Annotated in this window: 24 protein-coding genes and 1 pseudogene; 13 read left to right on the forward strand and 12 right to left on the reverse strand. The window is 71.8% G+C overall.

All coding sequences use genetic code 11. From position 1 onward, the window contains the following. Positions 1-137: 137 nt before the first annotated feature. The 3 genes from AC0682_RS02105 to AC0682_RS02115 all read right to left on the reverse strand — a co-directional run bounded on the left by AC0682_RS02105 (position 138) and on the right by AC0682_RS02115 (position 3,578). Positions 138-1,370, reverse strand: coding sequence for a DUF5667 domain-containing protein (locus AC0682_RS02105; protein ID WP_478530512.1), 1,233 nt, complete (start codon positions 1,368-1,370; stop codon positions 138-140). A gap of 226 nt (positions 1,371-1,596) precedes the next feature. Further along, a complete protein-coding gene (locus AC0682_RS02110) occupies positions 1,597-2,373 on the reverse strand; it encodes an ECF subfamily RNA polymerase sigma factor, BldN family (RefSeq protein WP_254812308.1) in 777 nt (258 codons plus the stop codon). Between the two features lie 248 nt (positions 2,374-2,621). Continuing rightward, positions 2,622-3,578, reverse strand: a complete 957-nt coding sequence (locus tag AC0682_RS02115) for an HAD family hydrolase (RefSeq protein WP_254812309.1) — start codon at positions 3,576-3,578, stop codon at positions 2,622-2,624. A gap of 179 nt (positions 3,579-3,757) precedes the next feature. Between AC0682_RS02115 and AC0682_RS02120 the strand changes: the two genes are divergently transcribed. The 6 genes from AC0682_RS02120 (at position 3,758) to hemB (ending at position 10,370) form a co-directional block, all read left to right on the forward strand. Next, a complete protein-coding gene (locus AC0682_RS02120; RefSeq protein ID WP_478530513.1) occupies positions 3,758-4,033 on the forward strand; it encodes a glutaredoxin family protein in 276 nt (91 codons plus the stop codon). A gap of 272 nt (positions 4,034-4,305) precedes the next feature. After that, a complete protein-coding gene (locus AC0682_RS02125) occupies positions 4,306-5,073 on the forward strand; it encodes a redox-sensing transcriptional repressor Rex (protein ID WP_254812311.1) in 768 nt (255 codons plus the stop codon). Beyond that, a complete protein-coding gene (locus AC0682_RS02130; protein ID WP_254812312.1) occupies positions 5,070-6,587 on the forward strand; it encodes a glutamyl-tRNA reductase in 1,518 nt (505 codons plus the stop codon). The genes AC0682_RS02125 and AC0682_RS02130 overlap by 4 nt, the downstream gene beginning before the upstream one ends. Continuing rightward, positions 6,584-7,570 (forward strand): hydroxymethylbilane synthase, encoded by a 987-nt coding sequence (gene hemC / locus AC0682_RS02135; RefSeq protein ID WP_478530514.1) that lies wholly within the window; start codon positions 6,584-6,586, stop codon positions 7,568-7,570. Before AC0682_RS02130 ends, hemC begins: the two co-directional genes overlap by 4 nt. Next, positions 7,567-9,237, forward strand: a complete 1,671-nt coding sequence (locus AC0682_RS02140; protein WP_254812314.1) for a bifunctional uroporphyrinogen-III C-methyltransferase/uroporphyrinogen-III synthase — start codon at positions 7,567-7,569, stop codon at positions 9,235-9,237. Before hemC ends, AC0682_RS02140 begins: the two co-directional genes overlap by 4 nt. Before the next feature lie 128 nt (positions 9,238-9,365). Beyond that, a complete protein-coding gene (hemB, locus tag AC0682_RS02145; protein WP_254812315.1) occupies positions 9,366-10,370 on the forward strand; it encodes a porphobilinogen synthase in 1,005 nt (334 codons plus the stop codon). A gap of 6 nt (positions 10,371-10,376) precedes the next feature. On the opposite strand, the gene AC0682_RS02150 is transcribed toward hemB, so the two are convergent. The 3 genes from AC0682_RS02150 to AC0682_RS02160 all read right to left on the reverse strand — a co-directional run bounded on the left by AC0682_RS02150 (position 10,377) and on the right by AC0682_RS02160 (position 12,296). Further along, positions 10,377-10,901, reverse strand: coding sequence for a hypothetical protein (locus AC0682_RS02150; protein ID WP_478530515.1), 525 nt, complete (start codon positions 10,899-10,901; stop codon positions 10,377-10,379). A gap of 18 nt (positions 10,902-10,919) precedes the next feature. Further along, complete coding sequence (locus AC0682_RS02155) at positions 10,920-11,261, reverse strand: hypothetical protein (protein ID WP_478530516.1); 342 nt, start codon at positions 11,259-11,261, stop codon at positions 10,920-10,922. Between the two features lie 129 nt (positions 11,262-11,390). Next, positions 11,391-12,296 carry a DUF4253 domain-containing protein gene (locus AC0682_RS02160; RefSeq protein ID WP_478530517.1) on the reverse strand — a complete coding sequence of 302 codons (906 nt, stop codon included), beginning with the start codon at positions 12,294-12,296 and terminating at the stop codon, positions 11,391-11,393. Between the two features lie 180 nt (positions 12,297-12,476). Here AC0682_RS02160 and AC0682_RS02165 point away from each other — a divergent pair, with 180 nt between their 5' ends. Together AC0682_RS02165 and AC0682_RS02170 are read left to right on the forward strand one after the other, a co-directional pair. Continuing rightward, positions 12,477-13,154 (forward strand): DNA alkylation repair protein, encoded by a 678-nt coding sequence (locus AC0682_RS02165; protein WP_478530518.1) that lies wholly within the window; start codon positions 12,477-12,479, stop codon positions 13,152-13,154. Continuing rightward, positions 13,151-13,750 carry a dihydrofolate reductase family protein gene (locus AC0682_RS02170; RefSeq protein ID WP_478530519.1) on the forward strand — a complete coding sequence of 200 codons (600 nt, stop codon included), beginning with the start codon at positions 13,151-13,153 and terminating at the stop codon, positions 13,748-13,750. The genes AC0682_RS02165 and AC0682_RS02170 overlap by 4 nt, the downstream gene beginning before the upstream one ends. Before the next feature lie 34 nt (positions 13,751-13,784). On the opposite strand, the gene AC0682_RS02175 is transcribed toward AC0682_RS02170, so the two are convergent. The 4 genes from AC0682_RS02175 to AC0682_RS02190 all read right to left on the reverse strand — a co-directional run bounded on the left by AC0682_RS02175 (position 13,785) and on the right by AC0682_RS02190 (position 16,061). Then, a complete protein-coding gene (locus tag AC0682_RS02175; RefSeq protein ID WP_478530520.1) occupies positions 13,785-14,027 on the reverse strand; it encodes a DUF397 domain-containing protein in 243 nt (80 codons plus the stop codon). A 58-nt stretch (positions 14,028-14,085) separates the two neighbouring features. Next, on the reverse strand, positions 14,086-14,388 hold the full coding sequence (locus AC0682_RS02180; protein ID WP_478530521.1) for a DUF397 domain-containing protein: 303 nt from the start codon (positions 14,386-14,388) through the stop codon (positions 14,086-14,088). Then, positions 14,385-15,170, reverse strand: a complete 786-nt coding sequence (locus tag AC0682_RS02185; protein ID WP_478530776.1) for a helix-turn-helix domain-containing protein — start codon at positions 15,168-15,170, stop codon at positions 14,385-14,387. The genes AC0682_RS02180 and AC0682_RS02185 overlap by 4 nt, the downstream gene beginning before the upstream one ends. A 180-nt stretch (positions 15,171-15,350) precedes the next feature. Next, a complete protein-coding gene (locus tag AC0682_RS02190) occupies positions 15,351-16,061 on the reverse strand; it encodes a DUF4232 domain-containing protein (protein ID WP_478530522.1) in 711 nt (236 codons plus the stop codon). 197 nt (positions 16,062-16,258) lie between these two features. Here AC0682_RS02190 and AC0682_RS02195 point away from each other — a divergent pair, with 197 nt between their 5' ends. The 4 genes and pseudogenes from AC0682_RS02195 (at position 16,259) to AC0682_RS02210 (ending at position 19,141) form a co-directional block, all read left to right on the forward strand. Continuing rightward, positions 16,259-17,764, forward strand: coding sequence for a helix-turn-helix domain-containing protein (locus tag AC0682_RS02195; protein WP_478530523.1), 1,506 nt, complete (start codon positions 16,259-16,261; stop codon positions 17,762-17,764). Beyond that, positions 17,716-18,186 (forward strand): annotated as a pseudogene (locus tag AC0682_RS02200) (phospholipase D-like domain-containing protein); the annotation flags it as partial. The gene AC0682_RS02195 and the pseudogene AC0682_RS02200, both read left to right, overlap by 49 nt. Before the next feature lie 96 nt (positions 18,187-18,282). Next, complete coding sequence (locus AC0682_RS02205; RefSeq protein WP_478530524.1) at positions 18,283-18,723, forward strand: hypothetical protein; 441 nt, start codon at positions 18,283-18,285, stop codon at positions 18,721-18,723. Positions 18,724-18,751: 28 nt separating this feature from the next. Continuing rightward, entirely contained in the window at positions 18,752-19,141 is a 390-nt protein-coding gene (locus tag AC0682_RS02210; RefSeq protein ID WP_478530525.1) for an antibiotic biosynthesis monooxygenase family protein, read from the forward strand. 73 nt (positions 19,142-19,214) lie between these two features. Here AC0682_RS02210 and argS read toward each other — a convergent pair whose 3' ends face one another. Beyond that, the gene (argS, locus tag AC0682_RS02215; RefSeq protein ID WP_478530526.1) at positions 19,215-20,996 is read right to left on the reverse strand and encodes an arginine--tRNA ligase; all 1,782 of its coding nucleotides are present in this window, start codon (positions 20,994-20,996) and stop codon (positions 19,215-19,217) included. Between the two features lie 138 nt (positions 20,997-21,134). Between argS and lysS the strand changes: the two genes are divergently transcribed. Then, the gene (gene lysS / locus AC0682_RS02220) at positions 21,135-22,895 is read left to right on the forward strand and encodes a lysine--tRNA ligase (RefSeq protein WP_478530527.1); all 1,761 of its coding nucleotides are present in this window, start codon (positions 21,135-21,137) and stop codon (positions 22,893-22,895) included. Positions 22,896-22,974: 79 nt separating this feature from the next. Here the strand turns inward: lysS and galU are convergent, their stop codons facing one another. Next, positions 22,975-23,880, reverse strand: a complete 906-nt coding sequence (galU, locus tag AC0682_RS02225; protein WP_478530777.1) for a UTP--glucose-1-phosphate uridylyltransferase GalU — start codon at positions 23,878-23,880, stop codon at positions 22,975-22,977. Positions 23,881-24,002 lie beyond the last annotated feature (122 nt).

Genomic DNA, 24,002 nt, shown 5'->3' on the forward strand with positions numbered 1-24,002 from the left:
GATATCAAACACGCTGTGGAAGATTTGTTGGGCTGTGGGGGTTCTTTTTTTTAGCCATCCCCCCTCGTGGGGCGCTCCGAGGGGAAAAAGAACGCCCCCCCCCCCCCCCCCCCCCCCCCCCCTCCCGCTGCCCGCTGTTACGGCTTGGGCTTGAGGTTCTCCCCGTCGATGCCCAGGCCGGGGAGGAGGCCGGGGAGGAGCGGGGGCAGGGTGACGTCCGGGGCGGGGCGGGGTGTGGTGCTGGGTCGGCTCTCCGGGGACGGCTGGGTCAGCCCGTCCGTGGGGAGGTTGTCGAGCAGACCGTCCGTACCGCCGCCGACGAGGCCGTCGGCCGGGGCCGAGCCGGAGGGGGCGGAGGGGTCCGCCGGGCCGGAGGGCTTCGGCGCGGTGCTGGAGTCGGCGCTTCCGTCGGACTGGGAGGGGGGCGCGGGGGCGGGGGCGCCGGTCCGGGGGGATCCGGGGGCCGGCGTGGTGGTGTCGGAGCGCTCGGTGCTCTCCTCGCCGCTGCCCGGGGGGCGGGGGAGGAGGGACTGGAGCGGGGCGACGTCGTCCTCTATGGCCTGGAAGACGGAACTCACCTGGTCGCGGATGTCGGTGAGCTGGACCGGGAGCCGGTCGCGGAGGCTGCTCCAGGTGGTGCGGTGCGAGCGGGAGAAGGTGTCCAGGGCCTGGATCGGACCGATGGAGCCGTCGCGCTGGTAGGCGGAGTGGAGGAGGCGGTGGCCTTCGGAGGCGTCGTGGGACATGCCGTTGAGCGCGCGTCTGACGGCGCCGAGGGATTCGTGGTCCAGCTCGCCGGCCCGGCCGCGCTCCATGAGCCTGCGGGCCTCGTTGAGGCGGGTGGAGGCCTGGTCGAGGTAGGCCTCGCCGCGGTCGGCGTCGCCCTTGGTCATGCCGAGGCTGATGTCCTCCATCCCGCGCTTCAGCCCGTACAGCGAGTCACCGGGCAGGGCGTCGGAGCTGGCAGCGGCCACTCCGCCGAAGGCGCCGGCCGCCACACCCACGGTGAGGCCGCCGGCGGTGAGCCCCTTCGCCCAGCGGGAGCGGGGACGCAGTCTGCGCAGTGGGGAGGCCCGGTGGGCCCCCTTGCCCCGTTGCACGGGCACCGTAGGGCCCGTCGATGCGCCGCCCTCGGCGAACATGGCCTCCATGGCGGCGACGAGCTGTGCTCGCTGCACCTCTTTGACTTCGGGGTCCAACTGCGGCTTCGGTAGCTCACCGAGGCCGTTCGCCAGGGCCAACAGCGGTCCGCGGTCGGCCTGGTCGGCCGGCTCCTCGGGCTGTACGGCCGCCGCACCCTGGGGCGTCTGCTCCTCCAGGGCCTGGGCGAAGGCGTTCGCCCGCCGGTGTGCCGAAACGTTTGCGATCACTGGCGGCACCTCCTCTCGTCATGACGGTCGACTCCCCTGGCGGTCCGGAAGTTGCACACCTTGAGCGTTTCCACTCGATGGAGTGAGTGGCTACGGACATGGAGTGACGGCAGGGGGCCTGCAACCGGCACAACGAGTGGCGCGGCACTTGGGTTACGCACGAAAGATGATCGGACCAGTGCGTGAGGGGACGGTCACTCACCGGCGCTGGATGCGCCGGTTCCGGTCAGCGGGCGTCGTCCGGCAGCAGCCGGGCGAGCGTCCGTACGGCGCGGTACTGCAGGGTCTTGATCGCGCCCTCGTTCTTTCCCATCACCCGGGCCGTCTCGGCGACCGAGAGGCCCTGCAGGAAGCGGAGCGTGACGCACTCCTGCTGCTGCGGGTTGAGTCGGCGCACGGCGTCCAGCAGCGCGGCGTTGGAGAGGGACTCCAGGACGGAGTCCTCCGGGGAGCGCGCCACCTCGTTGGCGTCGAGCATTTCGCCGGTGGTCACTTCCAGTCGGAAGCGACTGGATTTGAAGTGGTCCGCGACCAGGTTGCGGGCGATCGTGACCAGCCAGGCGCCGAAGTCGCGGCCCTGCCAGGTGAACGTGGAGATCCGGCGCAGCGCCCGCAGGAAGGTCTCGCTGGTGAGGTCCTCCGCGGTCGCCTTGCTGCCCACGCGGTAGTAGATGTACCGGTACACGGTGTCGCTGTACTGGTCGTAGAGGCGGCCGAAGGCGTCCGCCTCGCCGGCCTGTGCGCGCTCGACGAGGTCCATCATGCGCGCGCTGTCGCTGTCGGCCGTGGGGCGGCGGACGGTCGACGTGGTCGAGGCGGCGCGGGTGCTGCGTCTTCCGACCGCCGCACTGCGCTCGGCCATGGCGTAGCAGGGGCCGACAGGTGCAGGGGTGGCAAAGGCGGGGACGGCGTACGCGGTGGGGACGAAGCCGCGCAAGCGGTCGATGACCGATGCACGCAGCGTAGCCAGGCCCGAGGCGTCAACCCCGACGTGTGGGTACACGGGACTCCCAGAGGCAGAGCTTCCATCACGAGCAGTTCGAAAAACGTCACTCGTCGTAGCGAGCAGCGGTCTCCGTGATGCGTCTGAGGAGAATAACGCTTCGTGCAGGCGGCACTACACCCAGTTGTCTAAATCACCGATTACGTCGTTTCTTGTATCGCCAAGTGACGCATCGAGTAGCACATCGTGATCAGTTATTGATCGGATTGCTTCGTGATCTGGCGCTCTGCCGCCCTTTGCGGCGGTGGTCAGCGGCGGCGGCGGTGCAGGGCGATGGCGGCGGCCGTGCCGCCCGCCAGGGCGCCGACCCCGGCCGCGGCGGGGATGCCGACCTTGGCCGCCTTGCGGCCGGTGCGGTAGTCGCGCAGCCGCCAGTCGCGGGCGCGGGCGTGCCTGCGGAGCTTGGTGTCCGGGTTGATCGCGTAGGGGTGGCCGACCAGCGAGAGCATCGGGATGTCGTTGTGCGAGTCGCTGTAGGCGGCGCACCGCTCCAGGTCGAGGCCCTCGGCCGCCGCCAGGGCGCGTACGGCCTCGGCCTTGGCGGGACCGTGCAGGGGCTCGCCCACCAGGCGGCCGGTGTAGACGCCGTCGACCGATTCCGCGACGGTGCCGAGCGCGCCGGTCAGGCCGAGGCGGCGGGCGATGATGGTGGCCGTCTCGACGGGGGCGGCGGTGACCAGCCAGACGGGCTGGCCGGCGTCCAGGTGGGCCTGGGCCAGGGCGCGGGTGCCGGGCCAGATGCGGTCGGCCATGTACTCGTCGTAGATCTCCTCGCCGATGGACATCAGCTCGGAGACGCGGTGGCCCTTGACGATGGAGAGGGCGCTGTCGCGGGCGTCCTGCATGTGCTCGGGGTCCTCGACGCCGGCCAGCCGGAACCAGGCCTGCTGCCAGGCGAACCGGGTCAGCTCGCGGCGCTCGAAGAACTTCCGCTTGTAGAGGCCGCGGCCGAAGTGGAAGAGCGACGCGCCCTGCATGACGGTGTTGTCGAGGTCGAAGAAGGCGGCGGCGCGGTCGTCCCCGGCGACGGGGAACGCGGGCTCCTCGCGCGCTTCCTCGGGGGCCTCTTCGGGGGTCTTGGCCAGAAGGGCGGACTCGTCCTCGGCCGAGGTCTTGCGTGCGGCCTCGGCCGAGGCCTCGCCTGCCAGGACGCTCCGTGCGGTCGCGGAACGCCTACGGGGGGTGAGCCATCCAAGAGCGGCCATGCGGTGAGCATAGCCAGTCCGCCCGTACTCGCCCGACCTGCCGGGATGCGACGGCGTGAACTCTGCGGGGCGGAACCGTTAATCGGGCGATTCCGGACGGTCCGGTGCGGGGCGGGCGATGTCCGGCCACCGGGCGTCGCGGGCTCGGAAACCCGGCACGGCGGGCGCAGAATGAAGGCATGAGTCCGCTGCTGCGCCGTACGAAGAAGAAGCCCGCCGACCGGGTGGTCACCCTGGTGGGGAAACCCGGCTGCCATCTGTGCGAGGACGCCCGCGCGGTGGTGAGCGCGGTCTGTGCGGAGATCGGCGCTTCGTGGGTGGAGAAGGACATCACCGAGGACGAGGAGCTGCACAAGGAGTACTGGGAGCAGATTCCGGTGGTGCTGATCGATGGCGAACAGCACACGTTCTGGCGGGTGGACCCCGCGAGGCTGCGCAAGGCGCTGGGGGCTTGAGTGAAACTCGGTTAACATCATGGGCGTTTTGAGTGGCCTCGGGGGAGTAGACGTGAGGAGTGTGTACCGCTTTGCCCCCTTCGAGGCTGCAACGGGATGATGCGGTCCCTGGTTCCGGGATCGCGCGGGGAAAGTGCGTGACCCCGGTCACTTTGACCGGACAAAACGGACACCATCTTTGTGCACGCGTTCACAAAGACATAGCCTGCATTCGACGGGGCGGTCTTGGGACATACGGCCGCCTGCAGCCCCGCTCATCCCGCAGGAGCACCGTGGCAACTGGCCGAACACACCGACCGGCGACCCGTAGCCGAGGAATTCCCGAGGCCACCGTCGCCCGGCTTCCGCTGTACCTGCGCGCTCTCACCGCGCTCTCCGAGCGATCCGTACCCACGGTCTCCTCCGAGGAACTGGCCACCGCGGCCGGGGTCAACTCCGCGAAGCTCCGCAAGGACTTCAGCTACCTGGGCTCCTACGGCACCCGCGGCGTCGGCTACGACGTCGAGTACCTCGTCTACCAGATCTCCCGCGAGCTGGGCCTCACCCAGGACTGGCCGGTCGCCATCGTCGGCATCGGCAACCTCGGCGCGGCCCTCGCCAACTACGGCGGTTTCGCCTCCCGCGGCTTCCGGGTCGCGGCGCTGATCGACGCGGACCCCGCCATGGCCGGTACGCCGGTGGCCGGGATCCCCGTCCAGCACACGGACGACCTGGACCGGATCATCAGCGACAACGGTGTGTCCATCGGCGTGATCACCACCCCGCCCGGCGCCGCCCAGCAGGTCTGCGACCGGCTCGTGGCCGCCGGGGTGACCTCCATCCTGAACTTCGCGCCGACCGTTCTCTCGGTGCCCGAGGGCGTCGACGTACGCAAGGTCGACCTCTCCATCGAGCTGCAGATCCTGGCCTTCCACGAGCAGCGCAAGGCCGGCGAGGACACGCCCGTCGAGGGCGAGGACCCCGAGGCCCCGCCCATGCGTGCCACGCCCGCGAGCCGGAAGGGACCCGACGGGGACATGCCCGCCGTGATGCCCGCATGAGCCTCCTCGTCGTCGGGCTGAGCCACCGCAGCGCCCCCGTCTCCGTGCTGGAGAGGGCCTCCCTCGCTGCCGACACCCAGGCCAAGCTGCTCCAGGACACCCTCGCCGCGGAACCCGCGACCGAGGCCGCCGTGCTGGCCACCTGCAACCGCATCGAGCTGTACGCCGACGTGGACAAGTTCCACGCGGGCGTCGCGGAGCTGTCCACCCTGCTCGCCCAGCACAGCGGCGTCGGGCTGGACGAGCTGACTCCGTATCTCTATGTGCACTACGAGGACCGGGCCGTCCACCACCTCTTCTCGGTGGCCTGCGGGCTGGACTCGATGGTCGTCGGCGAGGGCCAGATCCTCGGCCAGATCAAGGACGCGCTCGCCCGCGGCCAGGAGCTGCACACCGCCGGGCGGCTGCTCAACGACCTCTTCCAGCAGGCCCTGCGGGTCGGCAAGCGCGCCCACAGCGAGACCGGCATCGACCGGGCCGGGCAGTCGCTCGTCACCTTCGGCCTCCAGCAGCTCGCCGCCGGGGCCGACCCGGGCCTCTGGGCCCGGGGCAAGCGCGCCCTGGTGATCGGCGCCGGGTCGATGTCCTCGCTGGCCGCCGCCACCCTGGCCCGCACCGGCGTCGCGGAGATCGCCGTCGCCAACCGGACCCGGGCCCGCGCCGACCGGCTGGTGGAGATCCTCCGGCAGGGCGACGACACCACCGTGCGCGCCCGGGCCGTCGAGATGTCAGCGGTCGGTGACGAACTGACACGTGCCGACATCGTGGTCTCCTGCACCGGCTCCACCGGGCTCGTCCTCACCGCCGACGCCCTCGCGGACGCCCTCGGCACCACCCTGGACGCCCCGGCCCAGGCGCCCGCCGTCACCCTCGCCCCGATCCCGGCCCCGGCCGACGTCGACCAGCACGCGGCGTGGGTGGAGAACGGTTCCGCCACCTCCGCCCCGCAGGCCCCGGCGGCCCCGGCCGCCCCGCGCCGCGTCACGCTGCCCGCGCAGTCCACCGGGCCGGTGAAGCTCGCCCTGCTCGACCTCGCCATGCCGCGCGACATCGACGGCGCCGCCCACCGCATCGACGGTGTCCGCCTCGTCGACATCGAGTCGCTCGCGGACGCCTCCGCCGACGCCCCGATGGCCGCCGACGTGGACCAGGTCCGCACGATCGTCGCCGACGAGGTGGCCGCCTTCGGCGCCGCCCAGCGCGCCGCCCATGTCGCCCCGACCGTGGTCGCCCTGCGCACCATGGCCGCCGACGTGGTCGCCGGCGAACTCGCCCGGCTGGACGGCCGCCTCCCCGACCTGGACGAGAAGCAGCGCGCCGAGATCACCCAGACCGTGCGCCGCGTCGTCGACAAACTCCTGCACGCGCCCACCGTGCGGGTCAAGCAGCTGGCCAGCGAGCCCGGCGGTGCCGGGTACGCGGACGCGCTGCGCGAACTCTTCGACCTCGACCCGCAGACGGTGGCCGCCGTCTCCCGGGCCGACCTGAACGACCCGAATAGAGGGCGGTCATGACCGACAACTCAACGCCGGACGCGCGGAGCGCCGCGCCGCTCCGGCTGGGCACCCGGCGCTCCAAGCTGGCCATGGCCCAGTCCGGCCTGGTGGCCGAGGCGGTCCGCGAGGTGACCGGGCGCGCCGTCGAGCTCGTCGAGATCACCACGTACGGGGACGTCTCGCGCGAGCACCTGGCGCAGATCGGCGGCACCGGTGTGTTCGTCGCGGCCCTGCGCGAGGCGCTGGCCCGCGGCGAGGTGGACTTCGCCGTCCACTCGCTCAAGGACCTCCCCACCAGCCAGCCCGACGAGCTGGTGCTGGCGGCCGTGCCGCAGCGCGAGGACCCCCGCGACGCCCTGGTGGCCCGTGACGGGCTGACCTTCGAGCAGCTGCCCGACGGCGCCCGCATCGGCACCGGCTCGCCGCGCCGCATGGCGCAGCTCAACGCGTACGCGCGCTCCCACGGCCTGCGGATCGAGACCGTCCCCATCCGGGGCAACGTCGACACGCGGATCGGGTTCGTGCGTGAGGGGGAGCTCGACGCGGTGGTCCTCGCCGCCGCCGGGCTCAGCCGTCTCGGCCGGACCGGTGAAGTCACCGACTTCCTGCCGGTCGACACCGTCCTGCCCGCTCCCGGCCAGGGAGCACTGGCGATCGAGTGCGCCGCGTCCAGCGCCGACCTCGCCGCCGCGCTCGCGGAGCTCGACGACCCGTACACCCGGGCCGCCGTGACCGCCGAGCGTGCCCTGCTCGCCGCCCTGGAGGCCGGCTGCTCCGCACCTGTGGGTGCGCTGGCCGACCTCCTGGTCGACGGACAGGTTGTCAACGAACTGCGCCTGCGCGGAGTCGTCGGTTCCACCGACGGTTCCTCGCTGGTACAGCTGTCCACCACCGGTCCCGTCCCCACGTCGTACGACGACGCGGCGGCCCTCGGTCGCGAACTCGCGGCCGAGATGCTCGCCAAGGGTGCGGCCGGTCTTATGGGGGAGCGAGCACTTTGAGCCCCACCGGCCCCGCCGCATCCGACTTTCCGCCCCTGTCCCCCCGAGGTCAGGTCACCTTCCTCGGCGCCGGTCCCGGCGACCCGGGACTGCTGACGCTGCGCGCCGTCGAGGCGCTTGCGAGCGCGGACGTCCTTGTCGCCGAGCCCGATGTGCTCGACGTCGTTCGCGGACATGCGCGGGCAGGCGTGAGCACGCCTGAGCTGACGGTCGTTGACGTGGCGTCAACAACCGCCGGAGTACCCGTTCTCAGGGATGCGGCCAATCTTGTCATGGAGGCAGCGAAGGGCGGCAGGCGGGTGGTCCGTGCGGTGGCGGGCGACCCGGGCCTGGACGGGGACGCGGGCGCGGAGATGCTCGCCTGCGCCGCCGCGGGGGTGCCCTTCGAGGTGGTCCCGGGCGTGGCGAACGCCGTCGGCGTGCCCGCGTACGCCGGAGTGCCGCTGCGGGACGCGCAGGGCGCCGACGTCCGCTTCGTCGACGCGCGTACGGCCACCGACCGGTGCTGGAGCGAGGTCGGCGCGAGCGACGCCACCGCCGTCGTCTCCACCACGCTGGACGCGGTCGCGGCCGCCGCCGGTGAGCTGGTCTCGGCCGGGCGCAAGCCCGACACCCCGCTCACGGTGACGATCGCGGGCACCACCACCCGCCAGCGCACCTGGACGGCGACCCTCGGGACGATCGCCCAGGTCTTCAAGCAGGCCAAGGTGCTCCCCTCGCCGGAGGGGCACCGGCCGGCCATAGCCGTGGTCGGTGACCGCAGCGCCGCCGCCCAGCGCGACCAGCTCGCCTGGTTCGAGTCGAAGCCGCTGTTCGGCTGGAAGGTGCTCGTCCCGCGCACCAAGGAGCAGGCCGCCTCGCTCTCCGACCAGCTGCGTTCGTACGGCGCGGTCCCGCACGAGGTCCCGACGATCGCCGTCGAGCCGCCGCGTACGCCCCAGCAGATGGAGCGCGCGGTCAAGGGCCTGGTCACCGGCCGCTACGAGTGGATCGCCTTCACCAGCGTCAACGCCGTCAAGGCGGTCCGGGAGAAGTTCGAGGAGTACGGGCTCGACGCCCGGGCCTTCGCCGGGATCAAGGTCGCCGCCGTCGGTGAGCAGACCGCCGCGGCCCTGGTCGACTTCGGCGTCAAGCCGGACCTGGTGCCCTCCGGTGAGCAGTCCGCCGCCGGGCTGCTGGAGGACTGGCCGCCCTACGACCCGGTCTTCGACCCGATCGACCGGGTGTTCCTGCCGCGCGCCGACATCGCCACCGAGACCCTGGTGGCCGGGCTGATCGAGCTGGGCTGGGAGGTCGACGATGTCACCGCGTACCGCACGGTCCGTGCCTCGCCGCCGCCGGCCGACACCCGCGAGGCGATCAAGGGCGGCGGCTTCGACGCGGTCCTGTTCACCTCGTCCTCGACCGTCCGGAACCTGGTCGGCATCGCGGGCAAGCCGCACAACGTGACCGTCATCGCGTGTATCGGCCCGGCCACCGCGAAGACCGCCGAGGAGCACGGCCTGCGTGTGGACGTGCTGTCCCCCGAGCCGTCCGTGCACAAGCTGGCCGAGGCGCTCGCCGCCTTCGGCGCGCAGCGGCGGGACGCGGCGAAGGAGGCCGGTGACCCCGTGACCCGGCCGAGCGAGCGCCGCCCGGGTGCGCGCAGGCGCCGGACGACGACGTAGAAGAGGTACGGCGGTGGGCGGGCCCGGTCGCTTCGGCGGCCGGGCCCGTTCCGTCGTGCTCCCGGTGGCCGTCTTTTCCGGCACCGGTGTCGGTAAGCGGGTGATGTGGGCGGGTCTATCGTCGAAGGATGACTGCGTACGGAAACTTCCCCGGCTCCCGCCCCCGGCGGCTGCGGACGACCCCGGCGATGCGGCGGATGGTCGCCGAGACCCGTCTCGACCCGGCGAACCTGATCCTCCCCGCGTTCGTACGGGAGGGCATCGACGCCCCGGTCGCCATCTCGGCCATGCCCGGGGTGCACCAGCACACCCTGGACACCCTGCGGAAGGCCGCCGTCGAGGCGGTGGCGGCCGGGGTCTCGGGGATCATGCTCTTCGGGGTGCCGGAGGACGCGAAGAAGGACGCCCGGGGGACGGCGGGCACCGACCCGGACGGCATCCTCCAAGTCGCCCTGCGGGCGGTGCGCGAGGAGGTCGGGGACGACCTGGTCGTCATGTCGGACCTGTGCCTGGACGAGTACACCGACCACGGCCACTGCGGGGTCCTGACGGCGGACGGCCGGGTGGACAACGACGCGACCCTGGAGCGGTACGCGGAGATGGCCCAGGTCCAGGCGGACGCCGGGGCCCATGTGGTCGGCCCCAGCGGGATGATGGACGGTCAGGTCGGCGTCATCCGGGACGCGCTGGACCAGACCGGGTACGAGGACGTGTCGATCCTCGCCTACACCGCGAAGTACTCCTCCGCCTTCTACGGCCCCTTCCGCGAGGCCGTCGGCTCCTCGCTGACCGGCGACCGCAAGACCTACCAGCAGGACCCGGCCAACGCCCGGGAGTCCCTGCGGGAGTTGGCGCTCGACCTGGAGGAGGGCGCCGACATGGTCATGGTCAAGCCCGCCGGGCCGTATCTGGACATCCTCGCCAAGGTGGCGGAGTCGGTGGACGTGCCGGTCGCGGCGTACCAGATCAGCGGCGAGTACGCGATGATCGAGGCCGCCGCCGAGAAGGGCTGGATCGACCGGGACAAGGCGATCCTGGAGAGCCTGACCGGGATCCGGCGGGCCGGGGCGCAGATGATCCTCACCTACTGGGCGACCGAGGTCGCCCGGTGGCTCGGACGTGGCCGGGACTGAGCGTTCTCAGGGCCCACCGGCTCCGGTCACCTGGAGCCGGTGGGCCTCTTCGAGGGAGAAGCGGGCGCTGTCCCGTACCAGGGGGTCCTGGTCCGCGCGGGCGGTGGAGTCCAGGGCCATCGCGACCAGCGGGTCGGAGGTGTAGGGCGCCAGCGACATGGCCGCGTACTGGCGGACGAGGTCCTCCTCCGGTTCGCGCAGGGCGGTGAGCAGGGCGCGCCCGGCGCGGCGGCGGAGGTCGGGGTCGGCCGGGGGCCAGACCCGCAGGACGGTGGCGCTCTCGACGCGGGCGAGGTCGTACTCGCCCGCGTCGGCGACGACCGAGACGAGGAACGGCAGCGCCTGGGCGTTGGCGTCCAGTTCGGTGATGATCTCGCGCTTGCGGTCGCTGCCCGGGGGCAGCGCGCGGTACTCGGCTATGAGACGTTCTGCGGCTTCGGCCGCTTCCGTCGCGGAGGTGGCTTCCGTCGCGGAGGTGGCTTCCGTCGCGGAGGTGGCTTCCGTCGTGGTCGGGAGGTTCGTGTCGTTCATGGGGGTGGACACTTTCTGTCAGGGCCAGTCGACCAGTGCCATGAATGCTACGAAAGTGACCATCGTGGTGGCAGGTGCGGCCAGGGACAGGCCCACGCGCCGGGCCGTGTTGCGGACCCCCCAGGGCATGGCCCAGCTCGCGGCCAGCACCATCAGGGTCAGCAGCAGGCCCACGCAGAGCACGGTCCACGCCGGGGCGAAGCTCGCGTCGAAGCGGTCGGCCTCGGCCCCGCTGCACGCGTCGCACGCCATCGGGGTGAGCCCGCCGATGAAGAGGGCGACGAGCCCCATCGGCAGCGTGACGAGAGTGCAGACCAGCGGGGCGATCCAGGCACGGGGGTCGCGTGTGGTGTCGGGCATGCGTACGAGTGAACCGCGCGGTGCGGGGCCCCGCATGAGTACGGGGACTCAGCCGGGGCTCAGCAGGCCGCCGCCGCTACCCCCTGGCCCGGGCCGGGTCAGGGCGCCCCGTGGCTCCACGGCCCGTGGTCAGTCCCACCAGAACGACCACACCTCCTGGTCGAGCAGCCGCTTCTGCGCGTAGACCTCCAGGTCGTACGGCGGGGACTGGTCGATGTTGTCCGGGCAGAAGGCGTAGTGCTCGGCGGCGAGCGCGCGGGCCTCCTCCGGGGTGCTCGGCGGGCGCCCCACGGAGACGATCATGGTGTCGAAGCCGAGCACCACGACCCGGGCGTCGTACCGGTCCTCCCAGGAGCGGAGCACCGCGCAGAGCCGGGCCACGTCGTTCTCGTGGTTCATCGGGCCCGACCAGCCGATCGCCGCCGGTATGTCCGCGCTGCGGCGGGCCGGGACGAGGGCCATCCGGGCCCCGCCGAACCAGCTGTCCGGGTCGGCCGTGATCACGCCCGCCAGGCCCGCGGCGGCCTCGTCCGGGTCCTCGCCGGACTCCGCCGCCGGGGCTGGGGCGAGACCGGGCCAGGAGCCGCGGCCGTCCTCGTCACCGGAGTCGGCGGTGGACACCCCGGCGCCGGAGCCCGAGCCGGCCTCGGGGCCGGAGCCGTCGGAGCCCGTGCCGGTTTCGGAGCCGGACCCGTCGGAGTCGAGGTCCACCTCCTCGTGCGCGTAGTCCGTCCAGTAGCCCGCCAGCACCTCGTCGGCGTCGTGGTCGCCGGGATACGACGTGCCGCCCGGGTGCAGGTCCCACGCGTCGGGCCACTGGTCGCGCGCGCCGCCGGTGACCAGCACCGGCAGCAGCCCCAGCCGCCGCCCGGCCGTGCGCAGGGCCGTCCAGTCGCGGGGTGCGGCGGGCCCGTCCGCGTACCAGAGCAGCGGTTCGTGCCAGGGGCCGTCCAGCGTCCCGTCCACCAGGGAGCCGGGCGGGAGGGCCAGGCCGGAGGAGGCCAGATCGGGCAGGGGGTTCGGAAGCGTCGCCATGAACCAGACCTTAGGCGGCACCACTGACAGCCAGGAGGAGCGTCAACGCCTTGTGCCGGAGCGCACGGAGACCGCGCCCTGTCCCGGCCCCGGAGCCCGGGGACTACGCCTTGCGCCGCCGAGGTGCGGAGGCCGCCATCGAGCCTAGGCTGGACCCACGTGTGAGCGACGGGAGACCCGATGGCCGGGACAACGGTGGCGGAGGTCATGGCCGAGCTGGCCGGACTCGACGATCCGAGGATGCGCGCGGTCAACGAGCGGCACGGCGACGACCACGGCGTCCACCTCGGCAAGCTGCGCACCCTCGCCAGGCGGCTGAAGACGCAGCCCGACCTCGCCCGCGAACTCTGGGCCACCGGCGACACCGCCGCCCGCCTCCTGGCCGTCCTGGTCTCCCGGCCGAAGGCCTACGGCCGGGACGAGCTGGACACCATGCTCCGCGAGGCCCGCGCCCCCAAGGTGCACGACTGGCTCGTCAACTACGTCGTGAAGAAGAGCCCGTACGCCGAGGAGCTGCGCCTTGCCTGGACCGAGGACCCCGACCCCGTGGTCGCGAGCGCCGGATGGGCGCTGACCGCCGAGCGGGTGGCGAAGAAGCCCGAGGGACTGGATCTCGACGGGCTGCTGGACACCGTCGAGGCGGAGATGAAGGACGCCCCCGACCGCCTCCAGTGGGCGATGAACCACTGCCTGGCCCAGATCGGCATCCACCACCCCGGGCACCGCGCCCGTGCCGTCGCCATCGGGGAGCGGCTGGAGGTGCTCAAGGACTATCCGACCCCGCCGAACTGCACGTCCCCGTACGCACCCGTCTGGATCGCCGAGATGGTCCGGCGGCAGGAAGGAACCCCCTCATGAGCCACTCCACGGACGGTTCCGGGCCCCGCGCCGCCAGGATCATCACGTCCGTCTCGCTCTCCCTCGACGGGTTCTTCGAGGGGCCCGACCACGACATCGACTGGCACACCGTCGACGAGGAGCTGCACCAGCACTTCAACGACTACTTCCGGACCATGGGCGGCTTCGTCGAGGGGCGCGTCACCTACGAGCTGATGGAGGAGTTCTGGCCGACCGCCGATCAGGACCCGGCCAACGAAGGTCCGATGGCCGAATTCGCGGGCATCTGGCGGGACATGCCGAAGTTCGTCTTCTCCCGGACGCTGGAGAGCGTGGGGCCGAACGCGACCCTGTTCCACGAGGTCGACCCCGAGCAGGTGCGCGGTCTGCGGGACGCCGCCCAGGGGGACCTGGCGGTCGGCGGGGCGGATCTGCTGGAGTCGTTCCGGCGGGCCGATCTGATCGACGAGTACCGGGTCTACGTCCACCCCGTCATCCTCGGCCGGGGCCGCCGCTTCTTCCGGGACGGCGAGGAGCGGCAGAGGCTCCGGCTGGTGGAGACCCGGACCTTCGGGAACGGGGTTGCGATGCTCCGTTACGAGACGGTCCGGGGATGAGGCCTACGGTGATGGGCAGGTGCAGGGGCAGGGGTCAGGCGGTGGCCGCGTAGGCGGCGAACGCCGACCAGGCCGAGGGCGCGACGGCGAGGGTCGGGCCCTCGATGTCCTTCGAGTCCCGGACATGGACGGCGGCGGGGTGCGCGGCGATCTCGACGCAGGCCCCGCCTTCGTCGGCGCTGTAGCTCGACTTCCGCCAGTCGTAGGCGACTTCGAGGCACTGGCCGCCCTCGCTGCCGCTGTAGCTCGACTTGAACCAGTTCAGTGCGGTGCTCATGTCTCTCCCAGTGAACGGGCCAGCAGGCGCAGGGTCTGAGAAGGGGTGACGGTCGTCGTCAGGCGGTGGCCGCGTAGGTGGCGAACGCCGACCAGGCCGAGGGCGCGACGGCGAGGGTCGGGCCCTCGATGTCCTTCGAGTCCCGGACATGGACGGCGGCGGGGTGCGCGGCGATCTCGACGCACTGCCCGCCTTCGTCGCTGCTGTGGCTCGACTTCTGCCAGTTGTAGGCGACTTCGAGGCACGCCCCACCTTCGCTGGCGCTGTAGCTCGACTTCCGCCAGTCGTAGGCGACTTCGAGGCACTGGCCGCCTTCGTCGCCGCTGTAGCTCGACTTGAACCAGTTCAGTGCGGTGCTCATGTCTCTCCCAGTGAACGGGCCAGCAGGCGCAGGGTCTTGAAAGGGGTGAGCGCCTGGGCTCGCAGCATCGCATATTTCTGGGCGAGGATGCTGATCTCGTTCCGGTCGGAGATCAGGTGGCTGCCGCGCTGGGTCTCGGTGTAGGCGATGTGCTGGTGGTCCGGGGTCTCCAGGAGGGTGAAGGGGCCGTTGAGGCCCGCGTGGGCCGTGCTGTCGAGCGGGAGCACCTGAAGGCATGCACCCGGGAGTTGGGCCATCTCGTAGAGGTGACGCAACTGTTCCTGGTGGTCCTCGTCCGACGTCAGCTTCATCATCAGCACCGGCTCCCAGATCACCATGCTGATCGTCGGCGGCTTCTTCCGGTCCAGGATCTGCTGGCGTTGCAGCCGCGTCGCCGTGTGCGTCTCGACCTCCTCCGGGCTGTACACCGGGATCCTGTTGCGGAACACCGCGTCCGCGTACGCCTTCGTCTGGAGCAGGCCCGGGATGACCTGGTTGTCGTACCAGGAGAGCGCCAGCGCCTCGTGCTCCATGTTGAGGTAGTGCTCGGCCCACAGCGGGATCAGGTCGAACTCCGGCATGTTGTCGACCGCCGTCGACAACGCCCCCTTGGTGTCCAGCAGATCGTCGACCGTCTCCGCCAGATCCGGCACGAGCGAGCGTCTGCCCTGCTCGATGGAGGCGATCGTGTCCTCCTGTACGCCCGCGGCCTGGGCCAGTTCGGCCTGGGTCATGCCCGCCTCGGTACGGAACCGGGCCAGGAGCTTGCCCACGAGCTTCATCGCCGACGCGTTCTTACGCGGTCGCTTTCTGGGGTGCATACGGTTCCCCCTCCCACTCCGGCACCCACTTCACGCCTGCGCGACCCGTACAACAAATCTGTACGGGTCGCGCAGGGTTACGGCACGTCAGGTGCTGGCCAGCGGTGTTCCAGGGAGCGCGGGACCGCGTCTCCGGTGGGATCAGAACGTGAGGGCCGTCGCCCGGTCCGACTGCCAGTAGGTGACGAATCCGTTCTCGTCCCAGTGCGTCTCGGACGGGAGTTTCAGTGCGGCGGGCTTGTCGTTGGTCGAGCCGTTCCGCTCGGCGAAGTACACCGACAGGGTCTTGCTCTTGTTCAGCGTGCCCTGGCCGGGCTCGCCGCTGAGACTGATGCCCGCGTACGTTTCCTCGCCCGGCGCGAGCGTGACGACGGCCTGCGGCTTGCTGTCCTCCAGGATCGGGAAGACGGACTGGGCTCCGTCGAAGCCGAGATGCGGTGCGTAGTAGGCGTCGCAGAGGCCGGAACCGGTGTTCTTCAGGGTGAGCAGCAGGTGGTTGATCGGGCGGGAGACCTGGGCCACCGTCACCCGGGTGTTCGCCGTCGTGCAGGCGGTACGGGCCGCGGAGGCGGCCGGGGTCGCCTTGCTCGCCTGCGGCGCCTGGGTGGCGGCGCTGTGGGGCGCGGTGTTCTCGCCGGAGGACGCCGGGGCGGCGGGCGACGCGGAGGATTCCGCCGTCTCCGACGCGGCGGGCCCCGGGGCGGCGTCCGTGCCCGTCGCCGCCGGGGTCGAGGCGGCGGGGGCCGGGCCCGCGCTCTTCGTGCCCTCGTTCCCGGCGCAGGCGGTCAGCGAGAGGGCGGCCACGAGTGCGGTGGCGGCGAGCATGGTGGTGCGGAAGCGGTGGGTGCGCATGGCGGTGGTACTCCCCGTGTTCGGTGGTGCGGACGGTGCTGTGGATCGGTCGGTCCGAGCTTGTGGCGTGGCCGGTTCCGGACGCAACGCCCGGCGAACCATTGGGGGTGCCGGAACGTCTACGCATACGGTGACCTGCGGGAATTCCGCGTCCCTGGAACGCCGTTCCGGGACGGACCAGGGAGGGGAACGCCGTCGTGGCGACGCCGGAGGCCGAGCACTTCGCGGCCCTGCTGAAGGAATTGAAGGGCCGTTCGGGGCGTAGCTACGGGGTGCTCGCCGGAAGACTGCACGTCAGCACGTCGACCCTGCACCGCTACTGCAACGGGGACGCGGTGCCCAACGAGTACGCCCCCGTCGAGCGGTTCGCCCGGCTCTGCGGGGCGAGCGGCGACGAGCTGGTGGAGGTGCACCGGCGGTGGATCGTGGCGGACGCGGCCCGGCGGAGGCCTCCGGGGGCGGCGGTGGGCGGGAGGGCCACGGAACCGGTCGCTCCGGCGCCTGCGGCCGAGCCTGCGCCCGTACCGGGGAGCGCGCCCGTAGAGGGGAGTGGGCCCGAGCCCGCGCGCGTACCCGAGACCGCGTCCGAGCCCGCGCTCGTACCGGAGCTCGCGCCCGCGACCACGCCCGTACCGGAGACCGCGCCCGCCTCCGTACCGGAGACCGGACCCGGGTCCGCGCCGACCGCCCTCGTCACCGGTCCGCCGTCGCCCGCCGGTGACCGGAGTGGCCGCCCGGCCCGCTGGTCCCGGCTCTCCCGGCGTACGCGGGTCCTGATCGCCGCCGCCGGGGTCGCCGCCCTCCTCGTGCCGACCGCCGTGGTCGCCGCCGATCTCGCGGGGTCGCGGTCCGGGGACGTGGCCGCCGCTCCCGACCGGGGCGGACCTGAGGGCGACGGGCCCCTCGCGCCCCCGTCCCGCGCCCCGGCCTCCGCCTCGCCGCCCCCGGGCGCCCCGTCCCCGAGAGCTTCCCCGCCGTCGCCGTCCCCGTCCTCCGGTACGCCGTCGGCCGGGCCCGCAGGTTCCGGTTCCGCTTCCGGTTCCGGTGGGGAAGGGGCCGAGGGCGGCGGTACGGGGTTCGGCGCGCCACCCGCCGTCACCATCTCCTCGTACAACTGGGACGAGCCCTGCGGCCAGTTCTATCTGCTGGACCGGGGGCCCGAGGGCGTGTCCCCGCCGCCCCCGCCGCAGGACCGGCGGGCCTGGGCCGAGTCGTACGGCGGGGTCGACGCCGGGAACATGCTGCTCCAGCTGACCGTGCAGGGCACCTCGCGCGAGGCGGTCGTCCTGAAGGGCCTGTACGTGCGGGTGCTCTCCCGCAAGGCGCCGCTGCCCTGGTCGGCGTACCTCATGGGCAACGGCTGCGGCAGCGGCATCGCGCCGCAGACCTTCGCCTCCGACCTCGACACGCGGCACCCGATCATCACCCCCGTACCCGGGACGCAGGGCGACCGCACGATCCCGGCCAGGCCCTTCCCGTTCAAGGTGACCTCCGAGGACGTGGAGGTCTTCAACCTGGACATGAAGGCCGTGGGGTACGACGTGAGCTGGTACCTGGAGCTGAAGTGGAGCAGCGGCGGGCGTGAGGGGATGCTGCGGATCGACGACCACGGGAAGCCGTTCCGGACGAGCGGGATGCGGGGGCGGCCGGCGTACACGTACGGCAACGACGAGGTGAAGTGGGAGCCGTACGAGGGCGGCTGAGCCGGGGGCGGTTCGGGTGCGCGCGGTCCGGTGCCGACGAGCGCGACCGGTTCGTCCCCGGCGACCAGCACGGTGACGCGGTCGTCCGGGTGGTGCGCGGCTCGTCCTCCTTCGGCTGGCAGGACATGCAGACCCTGCTGCGGGTCGTCCTGGAGCCCGCCGAGGAGCGCATCCGCCCTCACCACCGCCTACTTCGCCCCCGACGACTACGGCACCGGTCTGCTCTGCGCCGCCGCCCGGCGCGGGGTGGAGATCTACCAGTACCAGCCCACGATGATGCACACGAGGACGGTGACCGTGGACCGGGTCGCCTCGCTCCCTCGGCGAAGAGCGTCCGTATCGAGCGAGGCCGGTGGAAGCGCCGCGATATCCTCCAGCGGGCCCGGGAAGCGGCCGTCGTACCGATCCGCCGCTTCCTCTGATCCGCCGAGGCCCCGGGCCCTGCCGAGGCGTGGCCGCGCGTTCGGCGGGCAGACGGGGGAGGACGACCGCCGCCCGCCATGTGAGGGGAAGGGCCCATGAGCGCCACCGCCGAGACCCCGTCCGCACCGTCCGCCACGGTGATCACCGAGCCTCTGCCCGACCTCCAGCTCCAGTTGCTCATCCAGCTGCTCGACGAGGACCCCCGCTCCAGCCTGCCTCTCACCCTCACGCACCCCGGTGGCATCCTGCACGGAGACGTCATCGGGCACGAGCAGTGGAAGGCCGAGTGGGCCAGAAGCCTGCGTCAGGTGGAAGGCGAGGGGGCAGACCTGCTCGCCGAGTTCCCCGAGACCGTCGACCAGGGCGTACGGGAGCTGCGTGCGGAGGAGGACGGGCCCGGGGCGGCCCGGCTGCCTCGCTGGATCCATCTGCGCGACGTCACCCTCGTCACCGGGTCCCGGACCCCCGTCTCCCTGACACTGTGGCGCGGGCGCCTCTCCGATGTGTCGGGGTGGGCGCTGGGCCGTCCCCAGTAGCCGGTCGGCAACACCCTAGGGTTGCCGTATGACCACGAACGGCTTAACCACGCAGAACGGCGTGACCACCGACACCGTCGGCCCCACCGATCCCACCGACTCGTCCGTCACCTTCATCAACGTCTTCGAGATAGCCGCCGACGAACTCGACGCGTTCGTCGAGAAGTGGGAACAGCGGGCCCGCCTCATGCGGGACAAGCCCGGCTTCATCGACTCCCGGATGCACCGGGCCCGTTCCTCGGACTCCCGCTTCCAGCTCGTCAACGTCTCCCACTGGGAGAGCCAGGCGGCGTGGGAGGCGGCGACCGCCGACCCCGACTTCGCCTCCCGGACCCGGGCCGCGCGCGAGGAGACGAAACAGCCTGTCACCCCGAACCCGGCGGTCTACGACGTCGTCGTGGAACTCACCGCACCCTGAGGCCTTCCCGTACGCGATCGGCCCCGGCCCTGCGGAACAGGTGCCGGGGCCGACGTACGTACGGCCGCTGGTGTCAGAGGCGGCCGGGGGTCCGGATGCCGAGCAGCTCCATGCCCCGGTGCAGGGTCCGGGCGGTGAGGTCCACCAGGAAGAGCCGGTTCTCGACGACCTCGGGCGCGTTGTCCTCGCTGAGCACCTGGCACTGGTCGTAGAACGTGGTCAGGTGGGACGCCAGCTGGTACAGGTACGCGGCCAGCTTGTGCGGCTCGTAGCCGGACGCGACCTCGGACAGCACCTCGCCGAACTGGTCCAGGTGCAGGCCGAGCGCGCGCTCCGCCGGGGCCAGCGTCAGCTCCGGGTGGGCGGCCGGGACCGCTTCGCCCGCCTTGCGCAGGATCGACTGGATCCGGGCGTACGCGTACTGGAGGTAGACCGACGTGTCGCCGTTGAGCGACACCATCTGGTCCAGGTCGAACTTGTAGTCCCGCACGGCGGAGGTCGACAGGTCGGCGTACTTCACGGCGCCGATGCCGACGTACCGGCCGTTCTCGACGATCTCGTCCTCGCTCAGGCCCACCTTCCCGGCCTTCTCCCGCACGACCGCCGTGGCCCGGGAGACCGCCTCGTCGAGGAGGTCCTCCAGCCGCACGCTCTCGCCCTCACGGGTCTTGAACGGCTTGCCGTCCTTGCCGAGGACGGTGCCGAAGGCGAGCTGTACGGCCTTGACGTCCTCGTTCAGCCAGCCGGCCCGGCGGGCCGTCTCGAAGACCATCTTGAAGTGCAGCGACTGCCGGGCGTCGACCACGTACAGCAGGGTGTCGGCCTTGAGGTCCTGGACCCGGTTGCGGATGGCGGAGAGGTCGGTGGCCGCGTAGCCGTAACCACCGTTGGTCTTCTTCACGATGAGCGGGACCTGGTTGCCGTCCGGGCCCTTCACATCGTCGAAGAACACGCAGAGCGCACCCTCGGAGCGGACGGCGACGCCCGTCTCCTCCAGGATCCGGCAGGTCTCCTCCAGCATGTCGTTGTAGCCGGACTCACCGACGATGTCGGGGTCGCGGACCTCCATGTCGAGCTTGTCGAAGACCGAGTGGAAGTAGATCTTCGACTCGTCGACGAAGCCCTGCCACAGCTCCAGCGTCTGCGGGTCGCCGGCCTGGAGGGCCACCACCCGGTCCCGGGAGCGCGCCTTGAACTCCTCGTCCGAGTCGAACAGCGCGCGCGACGCCTTGTAGACCCGGTTCAGCGTCGACATGGCGGCCTCGCCGTCGCTCGCGCCGCCCTCGTGCTCCAGGGCGCCCGGGTGCTCGATCAGATACTGGATGAGCATGCCGAACTGGGTGCCCCAGTCGCCGATGTGGTGCCGCCTGACGACCTCCTCGCCGGTGAACTCCAGGATCCGGACCATGGCGTCACCGATGACCGCCGACCGCAGGTGGCCGACGTGCATCTCCTTGGCCACGTTGGGCTGGGCGTAGTCGATGACGGTGGTGCCGGCGGCCGGGTCGACCGGAACGCCGAGGCGGCCCTCGGGGTCGGCGGCGCGGGCGGCCAGCGTCTCGACGATCGCCCTGTCCGCGAGGGTGATGTTGAGGAAGCCGGGGCCGGAGACCTCGATGTCCTTGATCAGCTCACCCGCCGGGAGGGCGGCGGTGACCTGGCCGGCCAGCTCGCGGGGGTTGCCCTTGAGCTTCTTGGCGAGCGCGAGGATGCCGTTGGCCTGGAAGTCGGCCCGGTCGCTTCGGCGCAGCAGCGGGTCCGCGGTGCCGGCGTCCGGCAGAGCTGCCGTCAGGGCGTCCGCCAGCTGCTGCTGGAGCGTGGAAGCGAGGGAAGGGACCGAGCCGTGCTCAGGCATGGGACGGGCTGCCGTTTCCGTAGGGGTACAGGGGATTCGGTCCAGTATCCCACGGGGCGTAAAGCCGTTTTCGCGCTACGGGGGGTAGCTGGGAGAATGGTCGGTATCCCACCGGGAACCGACAGACGAGAGAAGGACGTGCCGACCGTGGCCGAGAGTCAGACCAGCACCGAGACCGACTGGGTCTCCCGCTTCGCGGACGATGTCATCGCCGAATCGGAGCGTCGTGCGCCTGGCAAACCGGTCGTCGTCGCCTCCGGCCTCTCCCCGTCCGGCCCGATCCACCTCGGCAACCTCCGCGAGGTCATGACCCCGCACCTGGTCGCGGACGAGATCCGCCGCCGCGGGTACACCGTGCGCCACCTGATCTCCTGGGACGACTACGACCGCTACCGCAAGGTCCCGAACGGGGTCCCGGGCGTGGACGAGTCCTGGGCCGAGCACATCGGCAAGCCGCTGACCTCGGTGCCCGCCCCGGCCGGCTCGGCGTACCCGAACTGGGCCGAGCACTTCAAGGCCGCCATGACGGCGGCCCTGGACGAGCTGGGCGTCGAGTACGACGGGATCAGCCAGACGGAGCAGTACACGACGGGTGCCTACCGCGAGCAGATCCTGCACGCGATGAAGCACCGCGCCGACATCGACGCCGTCCTCGACCGCTACCGGACCAAGAAGGACCCGGCGGCCCAGGCCAAGGGCGGCAGGAAGCCGCAGCAGAAGAAGGTCGACGAGGCCGAGCTGGAGGCCGCCGAGGGCTCCGGCGCCGCCGCCGAGGACGACGGCAGCGGCAACAGCGCGGGCTACTTCCCGTACAAGCCCTACTGCGGCAACTGCGAGAAGGACCTCACCGTCGTCACCTCCTACGACGACGACACCACCGAGCTGAACTACACCTGCTCGGCGTGCGGCTTCGCCGAGACTGTCCGGCTCAGCGAGTTCAACCGCGGCAAGCTGGTCTGGAAGGTCGACTGGCCGATGCGCTGGGCGTACGAGGGCGTGATCTTCGAGCCCAGCGGCGTCGACCACTCCTCGCCCGGCTCCTCCTTCGTCGTCGGCGGCCAGATCGTCCGCGAGGTCTTCGACGGCGTGCAGCCCATCGGGCCGATGTACGCCTTCGTCGGCATCTCCGGCATGGCCAAGATGTCCTCCAGCAAGGGCGGGGTCCCCACCCCGGCCGACGCGCTGAAGATCATGGAAGCGCCGCTGCTGCGCTGGCTCTACGCGCGCCGCAAGCCCAACCAGTCGTTCAAGATCGCATTCGACCAGGAGATCCAGCGGCTGTACGACGAGTGGGACTCGCTGGTCCGCAAGGTCGAGGACGGCACGGTGCTCCCCGCCGACGCCGCCGCGTACTCGCGGGCCGTCCGCACGGCGGCCGGGGACCTTCCGAGCACCCCGCGCCCGCTGCCGTACCGGACGCTCGCCTCGGTCGCGGACATCACGGCCGGTGCCGAGGACCAGACGCTGCGCATCCTGACCGAGCTGGACCCGGAGAACCCGCTGACCTCGCTGGACGAGGCGCGCCCGCGCCTGGACCGCGCGGAGAACTGGATCACCACCCAGGTCCCGGCCGAGGCCCGCACCATCGTCCGCGACGAGCCCGACAAGGAGCTGCTGGGCTCGCTCGACGACCAGGGCCGCGACTCGCTGCGCCTCCTCCTGGAGGGGCTGGACACGCACTGGTCGCTGGACGGGCTCACCACGCTCGTCTACGGCGTGCCGAAGGTGCTGGCGGGGCTGGAGCCGGATGCCAAGCCGACGCCCGAGCTGAAGGCCGCCCAGCGGTCCTTCTTCGTGCTGCTCTACCGCCTCCTCGTCAGCCGCGACACGGGGCCGCGTCTGCCCACGCTGCTGCTCGCGGTGGGGGCGGAGCGGGTACGCAAGCTGCTGGGCGCGTAGGACCGCACACCGCACGGCGAAGGGCCGCCGCCCGGGATTCCCTCCCGGGCGGCGGCCCTTCGCGTCGCGTGCCGCGGTGTCAGCCCGCCGCCGCCTCGTCCTCGTTGACGAAGGTGCGCAGCCAGGAGCGGAACTCCGGTCCGAGGTCCTCGCGCTCGCAGGCGAGGCGGACGATGGCGCGCAGGTAGTCGCCGCGGTCGCCGGTGTCGTAGCGGCGGCCCTTGAAGACGACGCCGTGCACCGGGCCGCCGATCTTCTCGTCCGCGGCGAGCGCCTGGAGGGCGTCGGTGAGCTGGATCTCGCCGCCCCGGCCCGGCTCGGTCTGCCGCAGCACGTCGAAGACGGCGGGGTCCAGGACGTATCGGCCGATGATCGCGTAGTTGGACGGGGCGTCGGCCGGGGCCGGCTTCTCCACCAGGTCGGTGACCTTGACGACGTCACCGTCCTCGGTGTTCTCCACGGCGGCGCAGCCGTAGAGGTGGATCTGGGAGGGCTCGACCTCCATGAGCGCGACGACGCTGCCGCCGTGCCGCTGCTGGACCTCGATCATGCGGGCGAGCAGCGGGTCGCGCGGGTCTATCAGGTCGTCGCCGAGCAGCACGGCGAAGGGCTGGTCGCCCACGTGCGGGGCGGCGCACAGCACGGCGTGGCCGAGGCCCTTGGGGTCGCCCTGGCGGACGTAGTGCGTGGTCGCCAGGGAGCTGGACTCCTGCACCCGCGCGAGCCGGTCGGCGTCGCCCTTCTTCTGTAGCGCCGACTCCAGCTCGTAGTTGCGGTCGAAGTGGTCCTCCAGGGCGCGCTTGTTGCGGCCGGTGATCAGGAGGACGTCACCGAGACCGGCGGAAGCGGCCTCCTCGACCACGTACTGGATCGCCGGCTTGTCGACGACCGGCAGCATCTCCTTCGGGGTCGCTTTCGTGGCGGGCAGGAACCGAGTGCCCAGGCCCGCGGCAGGGATGACGGCCTTGGTGATGCTGGTGTGCATGATGTGGATTCCCCGGGGTGCGGTGGAGATGAGCGTGGGCACCGGCGCCGCCGCCCCGAGCGGCATCCCTGGTGCGTCCGGCGGCCGGATCGCTGCCGTGACCTGATGTCTCATACGAACAT

Source organism: Streptomyces sp. NPDC043746, from assembly GCF_056436485.1.